Source organism: Escherichia sp. HH41S (assembly GCF_009820115.1).
Lineage (GTDB): Bacteria > Pseudomonadota > Gammaproteobacteria > Enterobacterales > Enterobacteriaceae > Escherichia > Escherichia coli_F.
The window spans coordinates 268,525-285,495 of record NZ_VNXE01000119.1 but is presented as its reverse complement, the minus strand read 5'-3'; the positions used below and the strand labels follow the sequence as shown (position 1 = coordinate 285,495).

Below are 16,971 nucleotides of genomic sequence, written 5' to 3'. Positions count from 1 at the left end.
CAAATATAAACCAGGAAAATAATTAACCTTGAAAGTCTAAGTTATGCTTTCCTGGCCCAAATTGAGATAGCGCAAATTTTGGTAGAACAGTTAAAAAATGTTAACCCTGCAACAGACGAATCAACAAAGAACCGTTATACATCGCGTCTTTTACCAGCGCAGCGCCCGCCATCGTACCCTGGTTAGAAAACTGGGTACTCTCAACGCTAATGTGCTGACTATACGCAGGAAGGGCCTGCTGACGGATGCTGTCCGAGATGACCGGGAAGAGGATATCTGCCGCTTTACTTAACGGTGAGCCAATCAGTATTTTTTGTGGGTTAAATAAATTCACCATGATGGCAAGAATGCGCCCGACATGCGCGCCTACCCCGGTAATGATGTCTTTTGCCAGCAGATCGCCGCGCAATGCCGCCTGACACAATGAGTCCACGGTTAACGGCTGTCCATGTAACATCGAGCTCATGGATTGATTGAGACGCAGCTGTGCCAGCTCAAGAATACTGTCCACACTGGCAATGGTTTCGAGGCAGCCGTGATTCCCGCAATAACAGCGTTTCCCATATGGGTCGACCTGCGTGTGACCAATCTCCACGAGGCTACTGCTGCCTGCGTGTAGCAGATGACCATCGGTAATGACGCCCGCCCCCACGTTGTGATCGATAACCACCTGAATCACATCGCGCGCCCCGCGTGAGGCACCAAACAAGGCCTCAGCCATCGTCCATGCGCTGATATCATGCTGAATATAAACCGGTACGCCGGTATGCTGCTCCAGCGCCTCGCCGAGCGGCATCTCTTTTACATCCTCGTAGAACGGCATGCGATGTACAATACCATTTTCCGTATCAATAATTCCCGGCAAGGTAATGGCAATCGAAGTCAGACGCTCAAGTTTTTTCTGATGGCGGATAAAAAACTGATCGATATGGGAAATGATACGATCCAACAATGGCGAGTCATCTTTTAACGCCAGTTCCTGCGACTCCTCCACCACCAGTTTGCTGCTCAGATCGCGCAAAGCAAGGAAAATCTCCCCGCGACTAATGCGCAGAGAAAGATAGTGCCAGGCTTCAGTTTCAACCACCAGCCCCACCGCCGGACGGCCACGGTTCCCCGCTTCTTTGATTTCCAGCTCTTGCACCAGGTGTGCTTCGAGCATCTCACGGACAATTTTGGTGATACTGGCAGGAGCCAGTTGCGCCAGACGGGAAAGATCGATACGCGAGACTGGACCAAGCTGATCAATCAGGCGATAAACCGCGCCCGCGTTGGTCTGCTTTATTTGATCAATGTGCCCAGGCTGGTTTTCAGCAACCACCGCATACTCCCTATATTTTCGCGCTCCGAAATAATCTGTAGGCTATGGTGAAGCACTTCAATACGTGTCGTCAAATTTTTACTTAGGCATGTGATTAACAGCACATTTTTCGGGCTTTTTCGCTGAAATTTCCCTCACCTGAGAGCATTCAGCAGATGAATACGAAAGTTACGCGCAGCCGGACTTTGTTCATGGTGTTTCGGCCAGACCAACCACATTTCAGAAACCGCATCCTCTTCAGCAATCGGCACCCAGCGCATTTCGTTGAGCTGAACACGTTTAAATGACGCAGGCAAAATTGAAACACCCAGACCAGCGGAAACCAGACCGATGATGGTCATTGCCTCACCCACCTCCTGAGTGATGACGGGCGTCAAATTGTAACGTCTCATCAGCCCGAGAATATCGTCATACAGCCCTGTCCCTACGTGCGGATCAAAAAAGACAAAGGGTTCTTTCGCCAGTTCAGCCAGCGTTACACTCGGGTTATTTGCCAGGGGATGATCGTGCGGGATCATCGCCATAAGCGGTTCATGGACGATGACTGCGTGTTCAAGCGTCTCCGGTAACGCTGTGTTACGCAGCAATCCCATATCCAGCGTTCCTTCAATGAGCGGAGCGATTTGCTCGCGAGTGTTCATTTCGCGGGTTTGTAAATGGACATCGGGATAATCACGACGAAACAGCGATAACGTATCGGACACCGCCCGAATAAAAGGAGCGGACGAAGTAAAACCAATGCGCAACTCCCCCGCTTCGCCCTGATGCAGCCTTTCAGCGCGAGCGGCAGCGTCATCCACCATAGACAGGATTTGCCGACTATCTGCAAGAAACTGTTTTCCTGCTTCCGTCAGCAATACACTGCGATTGGTCCTTGCCAGCAGTCGGGCACCAATTTGTTGCTCCAGCGCCTGAATCTGCTGACTTAGCGGTGGTTGCGAAATATTCAGGCGGGCAGCGGCGCGCCCGAAATGCAGCTCTTCCGCAACAGCAACAAAGTAACGCAGATGACGAAGTTCAATATTCATATTTAAAACATCTTATTTGAGATTATTAATATATTAGACAGAACAATTCGATTTTCCTAATCTATTCATAAGCCTGATCCACAGGCATATTTAGCAAGGATTTCAAGTGAGCCGTACTACAACTGTTGATGGCGCTCCGGCAAGCGTCACTGACAAGCAAAGCATTTCTCAGCCAAATCAATTTATTAAACGCGGTACGCCGCAATTTATGCGCGTCACCCTGGCGCTTTTCTCTGCCGGACTGGCAACCTTCGCACTTCTCTATTGTGTGCAACCTATCCTTCCGGTGCTTTCGCAGGAGTTTGGCTTAACGCCTGCGAACAGTAGTATTTCACTGTCCATTTCAACGGCGATGTTGGCTATCGGTTTGCTGTTTACTGGCCCGCTATCCGATGCCATTGGTCGCAAACCAGTGATGGTCACGGCGCTACTGTTGGCCTCCATTTGTACGTTACTTTCGACAATGATGACCAGCTGGCACGGCATTTTGATTATGCGCGCCTTGATTGGGCTTTCGTTAAGTGGCGTGGCAGCTGTTGGCATGACTTATCTTAGCGAGGAAATCCACCCCAGTTTCGTGGCCTTTTCGATGGGGTTGTATATCAGCGGCAACTCAATTGGCGGCATGAGCGGACGCTTAATTAGCGGTGTCTTCACGGACTTTTTCAACTGGCGAATTGCTCTGGCGGCTATCGGCTGTTTCGCGCTGGCCTCGGCGTTGATGTTCTGGAAAATCCTCCCGGAATCACGCCATTTTCGCCCGACTTCCCTGCGACCAAAGACGTTATTTATCAACTTTCGTCTGCACTGGCGTGACCGGGGATTGCCGTTATTGTTCGCAGAAGGCTTTTTGCTGATGGGGTCGTTCGTCACGCTGTTTAATTACATCGGCTATCGGTTGATGCTCTCCCCCTGGCATGTCAGTCAGGCCGTTGTCGGCTTATTATCGCTGGCCTATTTGACCGGTACATGGAGCTCACCCAAAGCCGGAACCATGACCACCCGCTATGGGCGCGGTCCGGTGATGTTGTTTTCGACGGGGGTTATGCTGTTTGGTTTACTGATGACCTTATTCAGCTCGCTGTGGCTAATCTTTGCCGGAATGTTACTCTTCTCAGCCGGATTCTTCGCAGCCCACTCCGTTGCCAGCAGCTGGATCGGCCCCCGCGCAAAACGCGCTAAAGGCCAGGCCTCCTCGCTGTATCTGTTCAGTTACTATCTGGGGTCGAGTATTGCCGGGACGCTGGGTGGTGTTTTCTGGCATAACTATGGCTGGAACGGCGTCGGCGCATTTATTGCTCTGATGCTGGTCATTGCTCTACTGGTCGGGACGCGTTTGCATCGTCGTCTGCACGCCTAAAAATAAGTCCGGACTGCGGTAAATACCCATCCGGACTTATTGCCTGCTCAAACCAACGTTAATAGCCATCCTAAAATAGACGAAGCGCCAGCCAATTCCCGCAGCGCATCTAGTGTTATCAGGATTATAAGTACCCAAATAAACGGATTCATTTTGCTGTGTGTCATTTATTACTGATGCGCAGTTATTCTACCGCTTTGTAAGTAGTAAAATAGTTAACCCGATCAAGACTACTATTATTGGTAGCTAAATTTCCCTTAAGTCACAATACGTTATTATCAACGCTGTAATTTATTTAACGTTTGTACATATCGTTACACGCTGAAACCAACCACTCACGGAAGTCTGCCATTCCCAGGGATATAGTTATTTCAACGGCCCCGCAGTGGGGTTAAATGAAAAAACAAATTGAGGGTATGACAATGAAAAAAGTATTAGCTCTGGTTGTTGCCGCTGCTATGGGTCTGTCTTCTGCCGCCTTTGCTGCAGAGACTGCGACCACACCTGCTCCGACTGCGACGACCACCAAAGCAGCGCCGGCGAAAACTACACATCATAAAAAACAGCATAAAGCAGCACCTGCCCAGAAAGCGCAGGCGGCTAAAAAGCATCATAAAAATGCGAAAGCTGAACAGAAAGCCCCTGAACAAAAAGCGCAGGCAGCGAAGAAACACGCCAAGAAACACAGCCATCAGCAACCGGCAAAACCTGCTGCACAACCCGCAGCGTAAGTTTTCAACAGTAATGCTGGCGCGCCCCCTCGCGCCTGAAAATTACGGTGCTAAGCGGGTAACGTTTAGCACCGCCTTTAGCGGAGGGTAGTATGGTGGGCCGTTATCGCTTTGAGTTCATTCTTATCATCCTTATTTTATGCGCACTGATTGCCACCCGTTTTTATCTTTCCTGATCGTAGTTATCTGATTTTACTCCCACTTTCATCCCGTCCCGTCTATAGTATTTATGAGGGTTTGCTTTTAATAATCATAATTACCCACCAGAGTGTGATATGCGTACAACCATTGCTGTAGTGTTGGGTGCAATTAGTTTGACGTCTGCTTTTGTGTTTGCAGATAAACCAGACGTTGCCAAATCGGCAAACGATGAGGTCAGCACCCTGTTTTTTGGTCATGATGATCGTGTGCCCGTGAATGACACGACCCAATCACCGTGGGATGCGGTTGGGCAACTGGAAACGGCCAGCGGCAATTTATGTACGGCGACGCTGATTGCACCCAATCTGGCATTAACGGCAGGACACTGTTTATTGACGCCGCCAAAGGGTAAAGCCGATAAAGCGGTGGCGCTGCGTTTTGTGTCAAATAAAGGTCTTTGGCGCTATGAGATCCACGACATAGAAGGCCGCGTTGACCCGACACTGGGAAAGCGGTTAAAAGCAGATGGGGATGGTTGGATTGTTCCTCCCGCAGCTGCGCCGTGGGACTTCGGTTTGATTGTGCTACGTAATCCCCCTTCTGGCATTACACCGTTGCCGTTATTTGCGGGAGATAAAGCCGCACTTACCGCCGCATTAAAAGCGGCAGGTCGAAAAGTGACTCAAGCGGGATATCCTGAAGATCACCTCGATACGCTATACAGTCATCAAAATTGCGAAGTAACTGGCTGGGCGCAAACGTCGGTGATGTCGCATCAGTGCGATACTTTGCCGGGTGATAGCGGTTCGCCACTGATGTTGCATACCGATGACGGCTGGCAGTTAATTGGCGTGCAAAGTTCGGCTCCTGCCGCGAAAGATCGCTGGCGTGCCGATAACCGGGCCATTTCTGTCACTGGTTTTCGCGACAAGCTAGACCAACTTTTGCAAAAATAGCATTCAAACGCTGCCCGACAGCACGGGCAGCGTGTTCATCAGGCAAACTTCACCATAATCATTCCAGCCAACAGCAAGACCAGACCAATCCAGCCTTTGCGATTTAAACGTTGACCAAACAAAACCCAACCTGCGACTAACGTGGCGGCAATACCAAATCCGCCCCACAATGCATAGGCTACAGACAAGTCAATCCCTTTAACGGCTTGAGAAAGCGCACTAAAGGCAGCCAGCACCGCCGCCAGGGAGAGCAAACCATAGATTTTGCGACGAAAGCCGTCAGAAAATTTCAAAAAGACATTAGCAACGATTTCCAGCACGATTGCCAATGCCAGCCAGACGGCGTGTACCCATTCAAACTGCGCCATGGTTCACCTCCGGCTCAGGTTTACGCGCTTTACGGGTACCTGATTTGATTAATACAATCCCAGCCACCAGGATCGTTAACCCGGCAATTTTCATCAGCGATAAACTTTCGTCGAATAACAAAACGCTAAACAAGGTAATCAATAAAATACCGATACCTTCCCACAGCGCATAAGCTACGCCTAAGGCGATTTTTTTAACGGCGAAGGAGAGAAATATATACGACAGAGAAATCATCACCAGCATTAAAATAAAACCGCCATTACCCTCACTGACGCTCGCCCATTTCATTGACAGCGTGCCGGTAATTTCCGTAGCAATAGCCAGACCTAATAAAATCCAATAAATATACATCGTCCTTCTCCTGCAAGAGAATTATTTTATCTTTCGCTCAATTCAGCGAAACCAGAGCAAAGTGATCAAGCCCCGCGCATAGCGCAAGGTTAGGCAGAAGAAAGGACTAAAGCGCGTTGCGCCAGTGCTGCTCACCTACGAGCAAGATAGTGGATGAGGTACGAAGATGGGTAAATGTAGAAAATAACGTCCTGAACAAATTGTCCATAATATTACAATTATCCGCAGTGTTGCTTCTCATCATCGCGGATGATAATTGTCCTCGGTAGTTGAACACGCCTGATTTGTATCATAGCTTAAGAATTAACTCAAAATATTTTCACTTCTTTACCCGAGCGGATTGATTTTCGTTATGATGACGGAACGAAAAAGACATTATTATTAGCAAAGAAAGAAAAAACGGGGACAAGCATGGCAAAGCCGATCATCACGCTCAATGGTCTAAAAATCGTCATTATGTTGGGAATGCTGGTCATTATTCTCTGCGGTATCCGTTTTGCCGCCGAGATCATCGTGCCGTTTATTCTCGCATTATTTATTGCTGTTATTCTTAACCCGCTGGTGCAACACATGGTCCGCTGGCGAGTGCCGCGTGTACTGGCGGTGTCGATTTTGATGACCATCATCGTGATGGCAATGGTGTTGCTGCTAGCTTATCTGGGGTCCGCGCTCAATGAATTGACGAGGACGTTGCCGCAATATCGCAACTCCATTATGACACCACTTCAAGCTATTGAACCGTTGTTGCAACGCGTAGGGATTGATGTCTCAGTTGACCAACTGGCGCATTACATTGACCCGAACGCAGCGATGACCTTGCTCACCAATCTACTGACGCAGTTATCTAATGCCATGTCATCAATATTTTTATTGCTGCTGACGGTGCTGTTTATGCTGCTCGAAGTGCCACAATTGCCCGGAAAATTTCAGCAAATGATGGCGCGTCCGGTTGAAGGGATGGCGGCGATTCAGCGTGCGATTGACAGTGTGTCTCATTATCTGGTGCTGAAAACAGCCATCAGCATCATCACCGGCCTGGTCGCCTGGGCGATGCTCGCCGCACTCGATGTTCGCTTCGCTTTTGTCTGGGGATTGCTGGCCTTTGCGCTTAATTACATCCCGAATATTGGTTCAGTCCTCGCGGCAATCCCCCCTATCGCTCAGGTACTGGTGTTTAATGGCTTCTACGAAGCGTTGCTGGTGCTGGCGGGATATCTGCTGATTAATCTGGTCTTCGGCAATATTCTGGAGCCGCGGATCATGGGGCGTGGGCTGGGGCTTTCCACATTGGTGGTATTTCTGTCGTTGATTTTTTGGGGATGGTTGTTAGGACCGGTGGGTATGCTGCTTTCCGTTCCGTTGACAATTATTGTCAAAATTGCGCTTGAACAAACAGCGGGAGGTCAAAGCATCGCCGTTCTGTTAAGCGATCTCAATAAAGAGTGACGGCCTCCGCAGAGGCCGTCAAGTTTACAGAGCTTTCAGGATTGCATCCACGCTGGCTTTGGCGTCACCAAACAGCATGTGGGTGTTTTCCTTGAAGAACAGCGGGTTTTGCACACCAGCATAGCCAGTGTTCATCGAACGTTTAAAAACAATCACGTTCTGCGCTTTCCACACTTCCAGCACAGGCATACCAGCAATCGGACTCTTCGGATCATCCTGCGCCGCCGGGTTAACCGTATCGTTAGCACCAATCACCAGTACGGTATCGGTATCAGCAAAGTCATCGTTGATCTCGTCCATTTCCAGCACGATGTCATACGGTACTTTTGCTTCAGCCAGCAATACGTTCATATGCCCAGGCAAACGCCCCGCAACCGGGTGGATACCGAAACGCACATTGATACCACGAGCGCGCAGTTTCTCGGTTATTTCAGCGACAGGATATTGCGCCTGCGCGACTGCCATGCCGTACCCCGGAGTAATGATCACTGAATGGGAGTTTTTCAGCAGTTCCGCTGTCTCTTCTGCGGTGATTTCGCGGTGCTCGCCCACTTCCTGATCATCGCCAGTAGAAGAGCCATCGGTGCCGAAACCACCCGCAATAACGCTGATAAAGGAACGGTTCATCGCCTTACACATAATGTAAGAAAGGATTGCCCCCGAAGAACCGACCAGCGCGCCGGTCACGATCAGCAGGTCGTTGCTAAGCATAAAGCCCGCTGCCGCTGCCGCCCAACCAGAGTATGAGTTCAGCATTGACACGACGACTGGCATATCTGCACCACCGATGGAGGCGACTAAATGCCAGCCAAATACCAGCGCAATGGCGGTCATTATCAGCAATGCCAGCACTTGCAGGCCGACGCTGTCCGTGCGAACAAATACAATCAGCAGCAGGAAGGAAACGACCAGAGCCGCCAGGTTCATTTTGTGACGGTTTGGCAGCATCAACGGTTTAGACGAAATCTTGCCACACAGTTTGCCGAACGCCACCACCGACCCCGTGAACGTTACCGCCCCGATGAAGATACCGAGGAACACTTCCGTCAGGTGAATATTGACCAGAATCGGTTCCATTCCCGCGTCATGATGCAGATAGCTGTTAAAACCAACCAGTACTGCTGCCAGACCCACGAAGCTATGCAGGATTGCCACCAGTTCTGGCATTTCGGTCATTTCAACTTTCTTCGCCAGGCGGATACCAATTGCCCCACCGATGACCATCGCCAACAATATCCAGCCAACATTACCCGTATCCGGTCCAAAGATGGTTGCGATTAACGCAATCGCCATCCCGGCGATACCGAAGTTGTTACCCTGGCGAGACGTTTCATGTTTCGAAAGCCCGGCCAGACTGAAGATAAACAGGATCGCGGCAACAATGTATGCAGCTGTAACTAATCCTCCAGACATATGTTACCCCTTAATTTTTGCGGAACATTTTCAGCATGCGCTGAGTCACGGTGAAGCCACCGAAAATATTAATGCTGGCTATAAGCACCGCGATAAAACTAAGGAAGCTAACCCAGCCGCCCTGGCCAATCTGCAACAGTGCTCCGACAACAATAATCCCTGAAATCGCGTTGGTGACCGACATCAACGGTGTATGCAGCGCGTGCGAAACATTCCACACCACGTAATAGCCGACAACGCACGCCAGCGCGAAAACGGTGAAGTGCCCAAGAAACTCTTTCGGCGCAACGCTTGCCAGCCAGCCGAAAAGGATAATTGCCAGCGCCATCAAGGCATATTTACGCCACGGTGAGCAGGTACATTTTTCCTCAGTTTTCACTTCCGGTGCCGCTTTTTGTGCCGCCTGCGGCTGAGCTGATACCTGAATCGGCGGTGCCGGCCAGGTAATTTCGCCAGCACGGATCACGGTCACACCGCGAATCACCACATCATCAAAATCAACCGTGATGTTGCCGTCTTTCTCTTTGCACAACAGTTTCAGCAGATTAACGAGGTTAGTGCCGTAAAGCTGTGAGGATTGCGTCGGCAGACGGCCCGGAAGATCGGTATAACCAATCACTTTGACACCATTTTCCGTAGTGAAAATTTCACCCGGTACGGTGTATTCACAGTTGCCGCCGTTTTGGGCTGCCAGGTCGACAATCACACTGCCCGACTTCATGGAGTCAACCATTTCACGGGTAATCAGCTTCGGCGCTGGTTTGCCTGGAATAAGCGCGGTGGTGACAATGATATCGACCTCTTTTGCCTGGGCGGCAAAGAGCTCCATTTCCGCTTTGATGAACGCATCCGACATCACTTTGGCATAGCCATCGCCGTTGCCCGCTTCCTCTTTAAAGTCCAGCTCGAGGAATTCCGCGCCCATACTTTGAACTTGTTCTTTCACTTCCGGGCGGGTGTCGAATGCACGCACAATCGCGCCGAGACTATTGGCTGCGCCAATGGCGGCCAGACCTGCAACACCCGCACCAATCACCATCACTTTTGCCGGTGGCACTTTCCCTGCCGCCGTGATTTGCCCGGTAAAGAAGCGCCCAAATTCATGTGCCGCTTCAACAATGGCGCGATAACCAGCGATGTTCGCCATCGAACTGAGTGCGTCCAGCGATTGTGCGCGTGAGATACGCGGCACAGAGTCCATCGCCATCACGGTCACGTTACGTTCCGCAAGTTTTTGCATTAATTCCGGATTCTGCGCAGGCCAGATAAAACTCACCAGCGTTGTCCCTGGATTCAGTAACGCAATTTCATCATCTAACGGCGCATTGACCTTCAGAATGATCTCTGACTGCCAGACGTTATTCCCTTCTACAATTTCGGCGCCCGCTTGCACAAACGCTTTATCGTCAAAACTTGCCAGTTGACCCGCGCCGCTCTCTACCGCGACGGTAAAACCCAGTTTCAGCAGCTGTTCCACTGTTTTTGGCGTTGCTGCAACACGGGTTTCATTGGTTAACCGTTCTCTTGGTATGCCAATTCGCATGATATTCCCTTCCATCGGTTTTATTGATGATGGTTTGCCTGTGTCAGGATCCACACAAGCCGCTCATGTACGAGCTAAATGTTACTCCGTTAAAATAAATTAGTAACAAACGCCCTATAACGTACTGAAAATTATGCCTGTGATCTAGCGCCAAAAATCAGTATTTCGGCGTGAACTCGCAAAATATTAACGATTCAGCCGTGATAGTGGGATAAACACCTTAGAACGCTAGATAAAGACTGATAATTATCTTCGGTGGACAGGTAAAACGTGATATCGCCCCGGCACGAATCATTACTTAACATTAAATTAACTTATACAATTCAGTTGCTTCAGTAGTATTGATGCTGATACGGCTGTTTTTTAAGCATAGACCGTCATTTGAACAGGATTAAAATTGGCTTAAGGAATGTGATATGAAAAATGACGCAGACAGTTACACCGTTTAAATGCAATAATCAGCCACGTTTCTCGTTAATAACAATACCAGTACCTGGTTTGCGCAAGGCGAAGGATTATTTTTATGAAGCTTAAGAACACCCTCCTGGCGTCGGCACTGCTTTCTGCTACGGCCTTTTCCGTTAACGCAGCAACAGAACTGACACCGGAGCAAGCGGCAGCGGTTAAACCTTTTGACCGTGTAGTGGTTACCGGTCGTTTTAATGCTATTGGCGAAGCGGTGAAAGCCGTTTCTCGTCGCGCTGATAAAGAAGGTGCCGCCTCTTTTTATGTTGTCGACACTTCTGATTTTGGTAACAGCGGTAACTGGCGTGTGGTCGCTGACCTCTATAAAGCCGATGCTGAAAAAGCCGAAGAAACAAGTAATCGCGTTATCAACGGTGTTGTCGAACTGCCAAAAGATCAGGCCGTTCTGATTGAACCGTTTGATACGGTTACCGTTCAGGGCTTCTATCGTAGCCAGCCTGAAGTCAATGACGCCATCACCAAAGCGGCAAAAGCGAAAGGCGCTTACGCTTTCTACATTGTTCGTCAAATCGATGCTAACCAGGGCGGTAACCAGCGCATTACAGCGTTCATCTATAAAAAAGATGCTAAGAAACGCGTCGTACAAAGCCCGGATGTGATCCCGGCAGATTCCGAAGCGGGACGTGCAGCTCTGGCTGCGGGTGGCGAAGCAGCGAAGAAAGTAGAGATCCCAGGGGTTGCGACAACCGCATCACCAAGTTCTGAAGTTGGTCGCTTCTTTGAAACCCAGTCATCAAAAGGCGGGCGTTACACTGTCACGCTTCCTGATGGTACTAAAGTCGAAGAATTGAACAAAGCAACAGCAGCGATGATGGTTCCATTCGACAGCATCAAATTCTCTGGCAACTATGGCAACATGACCGAAGTCTCCTATCAGGTTGCGAAACGTGCCGCGAAGAAAGGCGCTAAGTATTACCACATCACCCGCCAGTGGCAGGAACGTGGTAATAACCTCACCGTTAGCGCAGATCTGTATAAATAACTATTCAGTTACCACTATAAGGCGGCTTAATGCCGCCTTTCGCATTTTTAGTCACAAATTTCCCCACGACCATTGCATGCAGACACATCTCTTCGTAAAATCCCGCGCTTCAGTGGCAAACTCCATTTTTATGCGTTTTGCCCTAATATTTATTCTTCTAATCACGTTTTAACCACTGGATATCGATGGAAAAGAAACTGGGACTGAGCGCACTCACCGCGCTGGTATTAAGCTCAATGCTGGGCGCGGGTGTTTTCAGTCTGCCGCAAAATATGGCGGCAGTTGCCAGCCCGGCAGCACTGCTCATCGGCTGGAGCATTACTGGTGCTGGCATTTTATTGCTGGCCTTTGCCATGCTGATCCTCACACGCATTCGCCCCGAGCTTGACGGCGGCATCTTTACCTATGCCCGCGAAGGGTTTGGTGAGTTAATCGGCTTTTGTTCCGCATGGGGGTACTGGCTGTGCGCGGTTATCGCCAACGTCTCCTATCTGGTGATCGTTTTTTCCGCGTTAAGCTTTTTTACGGACACGCCGGAATTGCGTCTGTTTGGCGATGGCAATACCTGGCAATCGATCGTCGGTGCCTCGGCTTTATTGTGGATTGTTCACTTTTTGATCCTGCGCGGGGTACAAACCGCTGCCAGCATTAACCTGGTGGCGACACTGGCAAAATTGTTGCCGCTGGGCCTGTTTATTGTGCTGGCGATGATGATGTTCAAACTGGACACCTTCAAGCTCGACTTTACTGGCCTTGCACTTGGCGTACCGGTATGGGAACAGGTGAAAAACACCATGCTGATCACCCTGTGGGTTTTCATTGGTGTGGAAGGTGCTGTGGTCGTTTCGGCGCGTGCGCGTAATAAACGTGATGTAGGTAAAGCAACACTGCTGGCGGTTCTCTCCGCTCTGGGCGTTTACTTGCTGGTAACGCTGCTTTCGCTGGGCGTGGTAGCACGTCCTGAACTGGCTGAAATTCGTAACCCGTCAATGGCCGGTCTGATGGTGGAAATGATGGGACCGTGGGGCGAAATCATCATCGCTGCCGGTTTGATCGTTTCCGTTTGCGGTGCGTACTTAAGCTGGACCATCATGGCGGCAGAAGTTCCGTTCCTGGCAGCCACCCATAAAGCATTCCCGCGCATTTTCGCGCGCCAGAACGCACAAGCCGCGCCATCCGCCTCACTGTGGCTGACCAATATCTGCGTGCAAATTTGTCTGGTACTGATCTGGCTGACCGGTTCCGATTACAACACATTGCTGACCATCGCCTCAGAAATGATTCTGGTGCCTTATTTCCTGGTCGGCGCGTTCTTGCTGAAAATTGCAACCCGTCCACTGCATAAAGCGGTAGGTGTCGGTGCCTGCATTTATGGCTTATGGTTATTGTACGCCTCTGGTCCAATGCATCTGCTGTTGTCCGTCGTTCTGTATGCGCCAGGGCTACTGGTCTTCCTGTACGCGCGTAAAACGCATACACATGATAATGTACTGAATCGTCAGGAAATGGTGCTGATTGGCATGCTGTTAATTGCCTCAGTTCCGGCGACCTGGATGCTGGTGGGATAACGTTCATCCCATCGTTGGATAGCAAAGGAGATAACGATGGGTAAAACCCAGCCCTTGCCAATATTAATTACTGGAGGCGGCCGTCGCATCGGCCTCGCCCTCGCATGGCATTTCATTAATCAAAAGCAACCGGTGATAGTCAGCTATCGGACACACTATCCTGCCATTGATGGGCTGATGAATGCGGGTGCGCTGTGTATTCAGGCTGATTTTTCGACCAACGACGGTGTGATGGCGTTTGCCGATGAAGTGCTAAAAAGCACCCACGGCCTGCGTGCGGTGTTGCACAATGCCAGTGCGTGGATGGCAGAAAAACCAGGTATGCCACTCACCGACGTACTGGCCTGCATGATGCAGATCCACGTTAATGCCCCATACCTACTTAACCACGCGCTGGAAAGATTACTGCGTGGGCACGGACACGCCGCCAGCGATATCATTCACTTTACCGATTATGTGGTGGAGCGCGGTAGCGACAAACATATTGCCTATGCTGCAAGCAAAGCGGCACTGGATAATATGACCCGCTCGTTTGCCCGCAAGCTGGCACCGGAAGTGAAAGTGAATTCTATTGCGCCATCGCTGATCCTGTTTAATGAGCATGATGATGCCGAATATCGACAACAGGCGCTGAATAAATCACTGATGAAAACCGCGCCTGGCGAGAAAGAAGTGATCGACCTGGTCGATTACTTACTTACCAGCTGCTTTGTCACCGGACGCAGTTTCCCTCTTGATGGCGGTCGTCATCTGCGTTAATGCAGCTTAATCCAGCATATAATCAACACCCATGCGCTTAGTCCCCAGCACACTACAGAACCGATAAAAGCGGCGGGCAAGCGCATAATTCCGGTGAAATACCACAGCGACACCAGGTAAACAAAATAGGGAATTATCGACCACATACTAAAAATGATTGTTGCACGTAAGGCTTCAATGCCGCGTTCGCTGGCAACAATATAATGCGCGATGAGCGCAAAGGTCGGGAAAAGTGGAATCAGCCCGGCGATATAATAATTTTTCGTTTTTGCTAAAACACCAATCAACAGCACTACCAGCGCACCGAGCGCGGCTTTGATTACCAGCCCCATCTTTTTACCTTAACACTTCCATAACAAGTCACCAGTAGAATACCTGATGAAAACTTGTTTAGAAACGATTGATAGTAAGTAAAAACAGCGCGGTGTATTGTGACGTTTTTATATCTACCGTGAATAATATGAACACTATCGTATTTGTGGAAGATGATGCGGAAGTCGGTTCACTGATTGCCGCGTACCTGGCAAAACATGATATGCAGGTTACCGTAGAGCCGCGCGGCGACCAGGCCGAAGAAACTATTCTGCGAGAAAATCCGGATTTGGTGTTACTCGATATCATGCTGCCCGGCAAGGACGGCATGACCATTTGTCGTGATTTACGCGCAAAGTGGTCCGGACCGATTGTTCTTCTAACCTCTCTCGATAGCGACATGAACCACATCCTGGCACTGGAAATGGGTGCCTGCGACTATATTCTCAAAACGACACCCCCTGCTGTATTGTTAGCGCGCTTACGTTTACATTTGCGTCAGAATGAGCAAGCCACACTGACCAAAGGTCTTCAGGAAACGACGCTGACTCCCTACAAAGCCCTGCATTTCGGCACGTTGACCATCGATCCCATCAACCGCGTAGTCACTCTGGCTAATGCTGAAATCTCGCTCTCGACGGCTGATTTCGAATTATTGTGGGAATTAGCCACTCATGCCGGGCAAATCATGGACCGCGATGCATTGCTGAAGAACTTACGCGGCGTCAGTTATGATGGTCTGGATCGTAGCGTGGATGTGGCTATTTCGCGATTAAGAAAAAAACTGCTCGATAACGCCGCCGAACCTTATCGCATTAAAACTGTGCGTAACAAAGGCTATCTTTTTGCGCCTCATGCATGGGAATAAGCGATGAAAAAACTGTTTATCCAGTTTTACCTGTTATTGTTTGTCTGCTTCCTTGTGATGTCTCTGCTGGTTGGGCTGGTGTACAAATTTACCGCCGAACGCGCGGGCAAACAGTCGCTGGATGATTTGATGAACAGTTCGCTGTATCTGATGCGCAGCGAATTGCGTGAGATCCCCCCACACGATTGGGGTAAGACGCTGAAGGAGATGGATTTAAATCTCTCTTTCGATCTGCGTGTCGAGCCGCTGAGTAAATATCATCTTGATGATATTTCCATGCACCGGCTGCGTGGCGGCGAAATTGTCGCTCTGGACGATCAGTACACCTTTTTGCAACGTATCCCGCGCAGCCACTACGTGCTGGCAGTTGGTCCTGTTCCGTATCTTTATTACCTCCATCAGATGCGATTGCTGGATATCGCCCTGATCGCTTTTATTGCCATTTCCCTCGCCTTTCCGGTGTTTATATGGATGCGTCCGCACTGGCAGGATATGTTAAAACTGGAAGCAGCGGCGCAACGATTTGGCGATGGGCATCTCAGTGAGCGTATCCACTTTGATGAAGGTTCGAGCTTTGAACGACTTGGCGTCGCATTTAACCAGATGGCGGACAATATCAACGCCTTGATTGCCAGCAAAAAACAGCTTATTGACGGTATCGCTCACGAACTGCGAACACCGTTAGTGCGCCTGCGTTATCGACTGGAAATGAGCGATAACCTGAGCGCCGCCGAATCCCAGGCGTTGAATCGCGATATCAGTCAACTTGAAGCTTTAATTGAAGAGCTGCTGACTTATGCCCGACTCGATCGCCCACAAAACGAGCTTCATCTTAGCGAACCAGACCTGCCGTTGTGGCTGTCAACGCATCTGGCAGACATTCAGGCAGTAACGCCCGATAAAACGGTACGGATTAAAACGCTCGCGCAAGGCCATTATGCAGCGTTGGATATGCGCTTAATGGAGCGCGTGCTGGATAATTTGCTCAATAACGCCCTGCGCTACTGTCACTCAACGGTTGAAACCAGCCTGCTACTGTCGGGGAACAGAGCGACATTAATTGTTGAGGATGATGGCCCAGGGATCGCCCCAGAAAATCGCGAACACATCTTTGAACCTTTTGTTCGCCTCGACCCCAGCCGCGACCGCGCAACCGGCGGCTGTGGGCTAGGGCTGGCAATTGTTCACTCTATAGCACTGGCAATGGGCGGCACGGTTAACTGTGACACCAGCGAACTGGGGGGTGCCCGCTTCTCGTTTAGCTGGCCGTTATGGCATAACATCCCGCAATTTACCTCTGCCTGACACTACGCGCACGGTGGTCAAGTCACCACCAC

Annotated in this window: 19 protein-coding genes; 10 read left to right on the top strand and 9 right to left on the bottom strand. The window is 50.0% G+C overall.

Going from position 1 to position 16,971, the window contains the following annotated elements:
• Positions 1-100: 100 nt before the first annotated feature.
• Positions 101-1,321, bottom strand: a complete 1,221-nt coding sequence (gene mlc / locus FQZ95_RS23350) for a sugar metabolism global transcriptional regulator Mlc (protein WP_000225276.1) — start codon at positions 1,319-1,321, stop codon at positions 101-103.
• A gap of 134 nt (positions 1,322-1,455) precedes the next feature.
• Positions 1,456-2,349 carry a LysR family transcriptional regulator gene (locus tag FQZ95_RS23345; protein ID WP_001019560.1) on the bottom strand — a complete coding sequence of 298 codons (894 nt, stop codon included), beginning with the start codon at positions 2,347-2,349 and terminating at the stop codon, positions 1,456-1,458.
• Positions 2,350-2,455: 106 nt separating this feature from the next.
• Between FQZ95_RS23345 and FQZ95_RS23340 the strand changes: the two genes are divergently transcribed.
• Positions 2,456-3,709: an MFS transporter gene (locus tag FQZ95_RS23340; protein WP_000091858.1), complete on the top strand. Its 1,254-nt coding sequence runs from the start codon at positions 2,456-2,458 to the stop codon at positions 3,707-3,709.
• A 47-nt stretch (positions 3,710-3,756) separates the two neighbouring features.
• On the opposite strand, the gene FQZ95_RS27080 is transcribed toward FQZ95_RS23340, so the two are convergent.
• Positions 3,757-3,861, bottom strand: a complete 105-nt coding sequence (locus tag FQZ95_RS27080) for a KPN_01571 family protein (RefSeq protein WP_442898508.1) — start codon at positions 3,859-3,861, stop codon at positions 3,757-3,759.
• Positions 3,862-4,131: 270 nt separating this feature from the next.
• Here FQZ95_RS27080 and asr point away from each other — a divergent pair, with 270 nt between their 5' ends.
• The 3 genes from asr to FQZ95_RS23325 all read left to right on the top strand — a co-directional run bounded on the left by asr (position 4,132) and on the right by FQZ95_RS23325 (position 5,537).
• Complete coding sequence (gene asr / locus FQZ95_RS23335) at positions 4,132-4,440, top strand: acid resistance repetitive basic protein Asr (protein WP_001362115.1); 309 nt, start codon at positions 4,132-4,134, stop codon at positions 4,438-4,440.
• Positions 4,441-4,532: 92 nt separating this feature from the next.
• The gene (locus FQZ95_RS23330; protein ID WP_000233092.1) at positions 4,533-4,616 is read left to right on the top strand and encodes a hypothetical protein; all 84 of its coding nucleotides are present in this window, start codon (positions 4,533-4,535) and stop codon (positions 4,614-4,616) included.
• Between the two features lie 99 nt (positions 4,617-4,715).
• Positions 4,716-5,537, top strand: a complete 822-nt coding sequence (locus FQZ95_RS23325) for a trypsin-like serine peptidase (RefSeq protein WP_001260847.1) — start codon at positions 4,716-4,718, stop codon at positions 5,535-5,537.
• Positions 5,538-5,575: 38 nt separating this feature from the next.
• On the opposite strand, the gene mdtI is transcribed toward FQZ95_RS23325, so the two are convergent.
• From mdtI to FQZ95_RS27075, 3 genes are all read right to left on the bottom strand, one after another.
• Positions 5,576-5,905 (bottom strand): multidrug/spermidine efflux SMR transporter subunit MdtI, encoded by a 330-nt coding sequence (mdtI, locus tag FQZ95_RS23320; protein WP_000046674.1) that lies wholly within the window; start codon positions 5,903-5,905, stop codon positions 5,576-5,578.
• Positions 5,892-6,257, bottom strand: a complete 366-nt coding sequence (gene mdtJ, locus FQZ95_RS23315) for a multidrug/spermidine efflux SMR transporter subunit MdtJ (protein ID WP_160530750.1) — start codon at positions 6,255-6,257, stop codon at positions 5,892-5,894. The genes mdtI and mdtJ overlap by 14 nt, the downstream gene beginning before the upstream one ends.
• A gap of 106 nt (positions 6,258-6,363) precedes the next feature.
• Positions 6,364-6,534 carry a protein YdgV gene (locus tag FQZ95_RS27075; RefSeq protein ID WP_085948401.1) on the bottom strand — a complete coding sequence of 57 codons (171 nt, stop codon included), beginning with the start codon at positions 6,532-6,534 and terminating at the stop codon, positions 6,364-6,366.
• A gap of 134 nt (positions 6,535-6,668) precedes the next feature.
• On the opposite strand from FQZ95_RS27075, the gene tqsA reads away from it, so the two are divergent.
• Complete coding sequence (gene tqsA, locus FQZ95_RS23310; protein WP_001118215.1) at positions 6,669-7,703, top strand: AI-2 transporter TqsA; 1,035 nt, start codon at positions 6,669-6,671, stop codon at positions 7,701-7,703.
• Between the two features lie 24 nt (positions 7,704-7,727).
• On the opposite strand, the gene pntB is transcribed toward tqsA, so the two are convergent.
• Both pntB and pntA read right to left on the bottom strand, forming a co-directional pair.
• On the bottom strand, positions 7,728-9,116 hold the full coding sequence (gene pntB, locus FQZ95_RS23305) for a Re/Si-specific NAD(P)(+) transhydrogenase subunit beta (protein ID WP_000014044.1): 1,389 nt from the start codon (positions 9,114-9,116) through the stop codon (positions 7,728-7,730).
• A gap of 10 nt (positions 9,117-9,126) precedes the next feature.
• Positions 9,127-10,659 (bottom strand): Re/Si-specific NAD(P)(+) transhydrogenase subunit alpha, encoded by a 1,533-nt coding sequence (gene pntA / locus FQZ95_RS23300; RefSeq protein WP_160530748.1) that lies wholly within the window; start codon positions 10,657-10,659, stop codon positions 9,127-9,129.
• Positions 10,660-11,182: 523 nt separating this feature from the next.
• Here pntA and ydgH point away from each other — a divergent pair.
• The 3 genes from ydgH to folM all read left to right on the top strand — a co-directional run bounded on the left by ydgH (position 11,183) and on the right by folM (position 14,454).
• A complete protein-coding gene (ydgH, locus tag FQZ95_RS23295; protein ID WP_000769317.1) occupies positions 11,183-12,127 on the top strand; it encodes a DUF1471 family protein YdgH in 945 nt (314 codons plus the stop codon).
• Between the two features lie 185 nt (positions 12,128-12,312).
• Positions 12,313-13,695: an amino acid permease gene (locus tag FQZ95_RS23290; RefSeq protein ID WP_000412394.1), complete on the top strand. Its 1,383-nt coding sequence runs from the start codon at positions 12,313-12,315 to the stop codon at positions 13,693-13,695.
• A 36-nt stretch (positions 13,696-13,731) separates the two neighbouring features.
• Positions 13,732-14,454 (top strand): dihydromonapterin reductase, encoded by a 723-nt coding sequence (folM, locus tag FQZ95_RS23285; RefSeq protein ID WP_000520808.1) that lies wholly within the window; start codon positions 13,732-13,734, stop codon positions 14,452-14,454.
• On the opposite strand, the gene FQZ95_RS23280 is transcribed toward folM, so the two are convergent.
• Positions 14,451-14,786, bottom strand: a complete 336-nt coding sequence (locus FQZ95_RS23280) for a GlpM family protein (RefSeq protein WP_000524867.1) — start codon at positions 14,784-14,786, stop codon at positions 14,451-14,453. The two genes, folM and FQZ95_RS23280, sit on opposite strands and share 4 nt — an antisense overlap.
• Positions 14,787-14,914: 128 nt before the next feature.
• Between FQZ95_RS23280 and rstA the strand changes: the two genes are divergently transcribed.
• Together rstA and rstB are read left to right on the top strand one after the other, a co-directional pair.
• Positions 14,915-15,634, top strand: coding sequence for a two-component system response regulator RstA (gene rstA, locus FQZ95_RS23275; protein ID WP_001092512.1), 720 nt, complete (start codon positions 14,915-14,917; stop codon positions 15,632-15,634).
• Positions 15,635-15,637: 3 nt separating this feature from the next.
• Positions 15,638-16,939, top strand: coding sequence for a two-component system sensor histidine kinase RstB (rstB, locus tag FQZ95_RS23270; protein ID WP_000732518.1), 1,302 nt, complete (start codon positions 15,638-15,640; stop codon positions 16,937-16,939).
• Positions 16,940-16,971: the final 32 nt, after the last annotated feature.

What these genes read in the sequence shown, in the direction of transcription:
- rstB (WP_000732518.1), top strand. Translation starts at nt 15,638, where the DNA reads ATGAAAAAACTGTTTATCCAGTTTTACCTGTTATTGTTTGTCTGCTTC.
- rstA (WP_001092512.1), top strand. Translation starts at nt 14,915, where the DNA reads ATGAACACTATCGTATTTGTGGAAGATGATGCGGAAGTCGGTTCACTG.
- pntA (WP_160530748.1), bottom strand. Translation starts at nt 10,659, where the DNA reads ATGCGAATTGGCATACCAAGAGAACGGTTAACCAATGAAACCCGTGTT.
- pntB (WP_000014044.1), bottom strand. Translation starts at nt 9,116, where the DNA reads ATGTCTGGAGGATTAGTTACAGCTGCATACATTGTTGCCGCGATCCTG.
- FQZ95_RS23290 (WP_000412394.1), top strand. Translation starts at nt 12,313, where the DNA reads ATGGAAAAGAAACTGGGACTGAGCGCACTCACCGCGCTGGTATTAAGC.
- mdtJ (WP_160530750.1), bottom strand. Translation starts at nt 6,257, where the DNA reads ATGTATATTTATTGGATTTTATTAGGTCTGGCTATTGCTACGGAAATT.
- FQZ95_RS23325 (WP_001260847.1), top strand. Translation starts at nt 4,716, where the DNA reads ATGCGTACAACCATTGCTGTAGTGTTGGGTGCAATTAGTTTGACGTCT.
- folM (WP_000520808.1), top strand. Translation starts at nt 13,732, where the DNA reads ATGGGTAAAACCCAGCCCTTGCCAATATTAATTACTGGAGGCGGCCGT.
- asr (WP_001362115.1), top strand. Translation starts at nt 4,132, where the DNA reads ATGAAAAAAGTATTAGCTCTGGTTGTTGCCGCTGCTATGGGTCTGTCT.
- mdtI (WP_000046674.1), bottom strand. Translation starts at nt 5,905, where the DNA reads ATGGCGCAGTTTGAATGGGTACACGCCGTCTGGCTGGCATTGGCAATC.
- tqsA (WP_001118215.1), top strand. Translation starts at nt 6,669, where the DNA reads ATGGCAAAGCCGATCATCACGCTCAATGGTCTAAAAATCGTCATTATG.
- FQZ95_RS23280 (WP_000524867.1), bottom strand. Translation starts at nt 14,786, where the DNA reads ATGGGGCTGGTAATCAAAGCCGCGCTCGGTGCGCTGGTAGTGCTGTTG.
- FQZ95_RS23330 (WP_000233092.1), top strand. Translation starts at nt 4,533, where the DNA reads ATGGTGGGCCGTTATCGCTTTGAGTTCATTCTTATCATCCTTATTTTA.
- FQZ95_RS23345 (WP_001019560.1), bottom strand. Translation starts at nt 2,349, where the DNA reads ATGAATATTGAACTTCGTCATCTGCGTTACTTTGTTGCTGTTGCGGAA.
- FQZ95_RS27080 (WP_442898508.1), bottom strand. Translation starts at nt 3,861, where the DNA reads ATGAATCCGTTTATTTGGGTACTTATAATCCTGATAACACTAGATGCG.
- ydgH (WP_000769317.1), top strand. Translation starts at nt 11,183, where the DNA reads ATGAAGCTTAAGAACACCCTCCTGGCGTCGGCACTGCTTTCTGCTACG.